Source organism: Methanoculleus sp. UBA413 (assembly GCF_002502935.1).
GTDB lineage: Archaea > Halobacteriota > Methanomicrobia > Methanomicrobiales > Methanoculleaceae > Methanoculleus > Methanoculleus bourgensis.
The window spans coordinates 15,576-21,112 of record NZ_DAQR01000125.1 but is presented as its reverse complement, the minus strand read 5'-3'; the positions used below and the strand labels follow the sequence as shown (position 1 = coordinate 21,112).

Below are 5,537 nucleotides of genomic sequence, written 5' to 3'. Positions count from 1 at the left end.
CAGCCTGCCCGGCAGCCCATCACGGTCGGGGATACAAAATACGCCCTCTCCCGGCACCCGAAGGTGAAAGGGATCCTCACCGGTCCGAGCACGCTTGCGCACGGTCTTGCCGTCGAGACTCCGTTCTACCGGAACAAGGACGAACTGGTCCTGGACCTTGCCCAGGCGCTCGCGGTCGAGGCGGCGTACCTGGAGTCGGCCGGGGTCACGGTTCTCCAGGTCGATGAGCCCATCTTCTCCACGGGAGCCGCAAACATCGCCGTCGGCCTTGAGGCGGTGAACGCGATCGTCGCCCGGCTCAGGATCCCGGTCTGCCTCCATGTCTGCGGAGGTCTGTCAGCGGTCATCGACGACGTCCTCCAGGCGAACGTTGCGATATTTGACTTTGAGTTTGCCAATAACCCGGGGAACCTCGACCTGCTCTCGGAGAAGGACCTGCGCGGCCGGATGATCGGCTACGGCTGCGTGGACTCGGCAGACCCGGGCGTCGAGAGCGTCGAGACTATCCGAAAGCGTATCGAGGCCGGGGTCGACGTCTTCTCACCTGAGGCCATGCTCATCGACCCCGACTGCGGCCTGCGGATGCAGTCGCGCGACGCGGCGCTTGGAAAACTGAAGAATATGGTTGCCGCAGCAGGAATGGTCCGGGTCGGGTATACCGACTAGACCACCCTGCTCGTCGTCGAGAGTTCAAGACCCTTCGCAACGATGTGGTAAGGGATCACCCGCTGCGGCACGTTTGCGTCTTTGTATTTCTCGATGGCGAGCGTCCGCTCGACCTCGTTGCCGTGGATCTGCTGCCTGAGGGTGATGAAGATGTCGGCCGCACGCATCATCCGGACCTCCTCGGCGGGGCTGTGGAGACCGGTGTAGAGGAGGTAGATGATAGTCGCCCCCCGCTCGATGACCTCGTGGGTGTCATCAAGGACGAACCTGGTGGCCGCGTCGATCCCCCGCTCCCGGACCAGCGTGGAGAGGGAGTCCACGATGATCCGGTTTCCCTGCATGGCTCCGACGAGTGCCGCGGGGTCCATGCCCCGTGCGTCGGTCATCCCCTCCTGCGGCACGGTATCAAGCATCAGGTACGTCCCGTCCCGGTCTCCTGTCTCCCAGAACTGCCCTGCCAGGAGTTCAAGGCCGCTTAAGGGGGAGCCGGAGACGATGACGCGGGTGCGCGGCGGGAACCCGCCGTCGAGTGCAAGGTCCAGGCCCGCGATTCCTGTTGAACGTCTGGTTCTGTCTGCCACGTGGTTCTCCTCGGGTGTATCTCCGGGACTATGTATTCGCCGCCTTTTCTTTAATAGTACCTGATCCGGCCCGGTCTATGCGCCGGATCTGCAGTACTCTTCCCGGAGGCGCTTCCTGAGGAGTTTCCACCCGTTCACCCGTGGGATATCGTCGGCGATGATGACCCGGCGGGGGACCTTGTAGCCTGCGAGGTGGTCGCGGGAGAAGGCGATGATGTCGTCGGGCGCGATACCGTTGCCGGTGGCAGGGATCACCACTGCCACCGGGATCTCGCCCCGGCGCTCGTCCGGGCACCCGAAGACCGCTGCGTCGCGGACGCCCGGGTGCTGGACGAGGACGTTCTCGACCTCGGTCGGGTAGACCTTCCAGCCTGACATGACGATCATGTCCTTCTTCCGGTCGGTGATGTAGAGCATCCCGTCCTCATCCAGGTGGCCGACATCGCCGGTCAGGAACCAGCCGTCCGGGAGGAAGACGGCCGCGGTCTCCTCAGGCATCTGCCAGTAGCCGGAGGCCACCGCCGGGCCCCGGAGAGCGATCTCGCCGTCTTCACCGGTCCCGAGTTCCCTGCCGGGGTCGTCTGCGTCGACGATCTTCACCTCCGAGAACCCGACCGGCGTGCCGACGCTCCTGAATTCGTCGGCGGTCGCGTAGTGTTCGGGGCGGATGGCGGTCCCGGTCCCGACGACGATCGTCTCGGAGAGGCCGTAAGCGTTGACGACCGGGATCCCGAACCGTTCGTGGAAGGGTTTCCAGACACCGGGCATCAGGGGGCCGCCGCCGCTGATCATCACCCTGACGCTGGCAAGCGCCGTCTCGGTCCCGGGCGGGGTCTGGATGAGGGAGTGGATCACCGGCGGCATCCCGGCGACGACCGTGGCCCGGTATTCGCGGGCGAGGTCGAGGTAGCGGTCGAGGTCGAACCGCTCCATGACGACGTAGGTCCCGCCCGCCCGGAGGGTGGAGAGCCCCCAGCTTATCCCGACATGCCCCATCGGGTAGATCCCGAGGTAGACGTCGTCTGCGGTGATCCCGAGGACGTCCCGCTCGGCGTCCATGGCCGCGATCCAGTTGCCGTGGGTGAGCATGGCGCCCTTCGGCTTCCCGGTGGTGCCTGAGGTGTACTGGATCTGGCAGAGGTCGTCGAATCGGCAGTTGGCTGCACGGAGGTCGGCCGGCGCACTGAGGAGGTTCGCCCAGGTCTCCCCGCCGACGGGGATGACGTGCCGGAGGGTCGACGTCCGGTCCCTGATGCGGCCGACGAGGGCCGCCCCCTCCGCGTCGGTGATGACGGCCGTCGCCCCCGCGTTGCGGACGGCGTAGAGGACCTCGTCCTCCCGGTAGACCCGGTTTGTCGGGACCGCGACGGCGCCGATGCGCCAGAGGGCGAGGTAACTGATGAGGTACTCAGGCGAACTCTCCAGGTAGATGCAGACCCGGTCCCCGTGCTCGATTCCGAGGTCGAGGAGGCCGCGTCCGACCCGGGAGACCCGGTTCCGGAGGTCGGCGTAGGTGTAGGTCTCTCCCTGGGAGGGGACGACGAGAGCGGGTTTTTTGGGGTTATGGGCGTTGGCGTCGAGAAAGGTTGTACAGTTCGGCATGGACGGGCTCCGTTCGGCATGTGTGCGCTTTGATGTATATACTTGTGCATGGGCCTGTAAATAGGTTGCCCCGATGGGGGTGGCGGATCATTTCACCTTACCTTGAGGGTGCGTGGGAGTGATCGCCGGTCTCACGCGAAGAACGCGAAGACGCGAAGGGGACTGCCTCCACCCATGACCAAACTTCGCGCGCTTCGCGGCTTCGCGTGAGATAATGCACAAGGGTAACGAACAAGGCCTCACGCTGGAGGGCGCGAAGCCTTGACGCCCGTTCGGCCCTCTCCTCCGCGCCCTCCTGCGTGCGACCGGCGAATCCCCACACACCCGTACCACTGGCGGGAGGTTAGCCCTCCTGCCAGCCCCGGAGGAGCCGGGACGACCTGTGCGAATAAAACACAAAGGCCAAATCCCGGCGCGGGAAACGGGTGTCAAGAGTAGATCAGCGTGCATTTACTGCGTTCCTGGATACTGAAGGCCGGATTTCCGATTTTGTTCCTTGTCCTTGTGCAGCCGGCGTGCGCCGGGCTGTACACCGACTCGTGCGGGATGGTATGGACGGATACCTGCGTTCCGTTCGAGCGGGACAACGAGACGGCCTACTATGAGGAACTTGCCGCGTCCTTTGCGCCTATCGCGGACAACCTGACAGAGGCGCCCGATCTCGGCAACCTCTCCTGGAGCGACGCCTTCAGCGAGATGTGCACCTATATGGAGGAGCGCTACGCCTTCACGGAGTGGCGCGGCGTCGACTGGGATCTGCTCTACGCGACGTATGCCCCCGGGATCGCGGATGCCGAGAAGAGCCAGGATGCTGCCGCGTACTACCGCACACTCCGTGAGTTCGCGTCCGCCATCCCGGACGGGCACGTCATAATCTTCTCCCCTGATGACTTCGGGGCGAAGTATGCCGATATCGGCGGAGGCTACGGGTTTGCCGTCGCGAGGCTTGACTCGGGCGAGGTGATCGCGACCTACGTCGCGGACGGGAGCGATGCAGAGAAGGCGGGGATCCGGTTCGGCGATGAGGTGGTCTCGTGGAACGGCCGGCCGGTCGGGGAGGCGATCGACGCGACATCGATCATCTGGGCCCCGGTCAAGCCTTCGACCACTGAAGGAATCCTCCTCCAGAAACAGCGGTTCCTGACCCGGGCGCCGGTTGGAGCCGGGGTGACCGTCGGGATAGCCGCTCCGGAAGATTCGGCCCCCCGTACGGTCAACCTGACCGGGGCGGAGGACGGCTACGATACCCTCATCCGGACGAGCATCTTCCTCGGCCGCGAGGCGAACGACGTGGAGGCCGGGACGGGGGCGGAACTCAAAGCGATGATCTCGAACGACACTGTGACCTGCCGGACCCTCTCCGGGGGCATTGTCTATATAGCGATATACGAAGAGGCCTACGATGCGTACCAGCCTTTCAGGGCGGCGGTGAAGGACGCGATCGCGAAGGACGCTCCTGGCATCGTCATCGACCTCCGGTTCAACAGGGGCGGGGATGACAACCTGGGATCCGCCTTAGCAGCCTGGTTCGTGGACCGGCCGGTCTTCTATGAATACGGCACCTCGTACGACCCCGGGACCGGGGAGTTTCCGGTCCTCTGGGAGTCCTGGACACAGCCCCGGCCCGACCGCTACATGGGCCCAGTCGCGGTCCTCGTCAGCCCGTATACCATCAGCACGGGCGAGGGTCTCCCGAAGGTCTTTGCCGGGTCCGGGACTGGTGCGATCGTCTCGTGGTACGGAACGAACGGCGCGTTCGGTATTGTGTCGCCCGGACCGGTGCTGCCCCCCGGGATCATGACAGCCTTCCCGGCGGGCGCGTCGCTCGATGAGAACGGCAGGATCCAGGTGGACAGCAACGCGTCGATGATCGGCGGGGTTGCCCCGACGGTGCGGGTGCCGCTTGATGCGGATACCCTGGCGCGGGCGATGGCCGGGGAGGATGTCCAGCTCACCTACGCGGTCGAGTGGCTCGAGGCGCAGGCAACGAACGGAACCGTCCCGGCGGCGGCACCTGGGTTGGCGGTCCCGCTCGCGGCGGTTGCGGTTCTCATGATCTGGTACGGCCGGCGGTAGTTACAAAAAGAGTCCTCCGGGGGTATCCCCCGGAGCATCCGTTCACTGGTATTCAGGCGGCTGCACTTCTTTCGGGAGCCCGCCCTTGAAGTGCTGCTGCACCTTCGCGTAGTACTGCCGCACCCGCTCGTTCATCGTCGCGTGCACCTTCTCCCGTGCCCGGTCAAAGTGGGAGGTGTTCACGAGGGGGGCGCCCTCCCGCATGGCGAGCATGGCCGCCTCCCGGCAGAGCCCATCGAGATCTGACCCGACGAACCCCTCGGTCCCGGTGGCGATCTCCTTAAGAAGGCGGTCCCGCACGGGATCATCGAGGTTCATCTTCTGCTGGGTGAGGAGGTCGACGATCTTCTTCCGCCGGAGGTAGCGCTGGAGCCCCTCATCATTGCTCGTCGTAATCGCGGCACGGCGGGTCTTCATGTCTTCGACGCTCACGTGGCCATCGGTCCCGGCATCCAGGAACAGGTCTTCGAGTTCGTCCTCAGAGAGACCCTTCGTTATCTCGACGAGGTCCTCTATGGCAGAGCCTTCAATCGGCATGTAGCGGGTGTGGATCGCGAGGATCTTCGCCCTGTCGTCCCGGCCGGGCTCCCCGATGTAGACGAGCCGGTCGAA

At 65.0% G+C, this 5,537-nt stretch carries 4 protein-coding genes and 1 pseudogene; 2 read left to right on the top strand and 3 right to left on the bottom strand.

Annotated features, from left to right (window positions below; translation table 11 throughout):
* On the top strand, positions 1-666 hold a 666-nt coding region (locus BP858_RS10840; RefSeq protein WP_286879486.1), incomplete at its 5' end, for a methionine synthase.
* Here the strand turns inward: BP858_RS10840 and BP858_RS10835 are convergent.
* Complete coding sequence (locus BP858_RS10835) at positions 663-1,247, bottom strand: RAD55 family ATPase (protein WP_286879485.1); 585 nt, start codon at positions 1,245-1,247, stop codon at positions 663-665. The two genes, BP858_RS10840 and BP858_RS10835, sit on opposite strands and share 4 nt — an antisense overlap.
* A 75-nt stretch (positions 1,248-1,322) precedes the next feature.
* Entirely contained in the window at positions 1,323-2,849 is a 1,527-nt protein-coding gene (locus tag BP858_RS10830; RefSeq protein WP_286879484.1) for a class I adenylate-forming enzyme family protein, read from the bottom strand.
* 489 nt (positions 2,850-3,338) lie between these two features.
* Here BP858_RS10830 and BP858_RS10825 point away from each other — a divergent pair, with 489 nt between their 5' ends.
* Positions 3,339-4,925 carry a S41 family peptidase gene (locus BP858_RS10825; RefSeq protein ID WP_286879483.1) on the top strand — a complete coding sequence of 529 codons (1,587 nt, stop codon included), beginning with the start codon at positions 3,339-3,341 and terminating at the stop codon, positions 4,923-4,925.
* A 42-nt stretch (positions 4,926-4,967) separates the two neighbouring features.
* Here the strand turns inward: BP858_RS10825 and BP858_RS10820 are convergent.
* Positions 4,968-5,537, bottom strand: a pseudogene (locus BP858_RS10820) (ATPase); the annotation flags it as partial.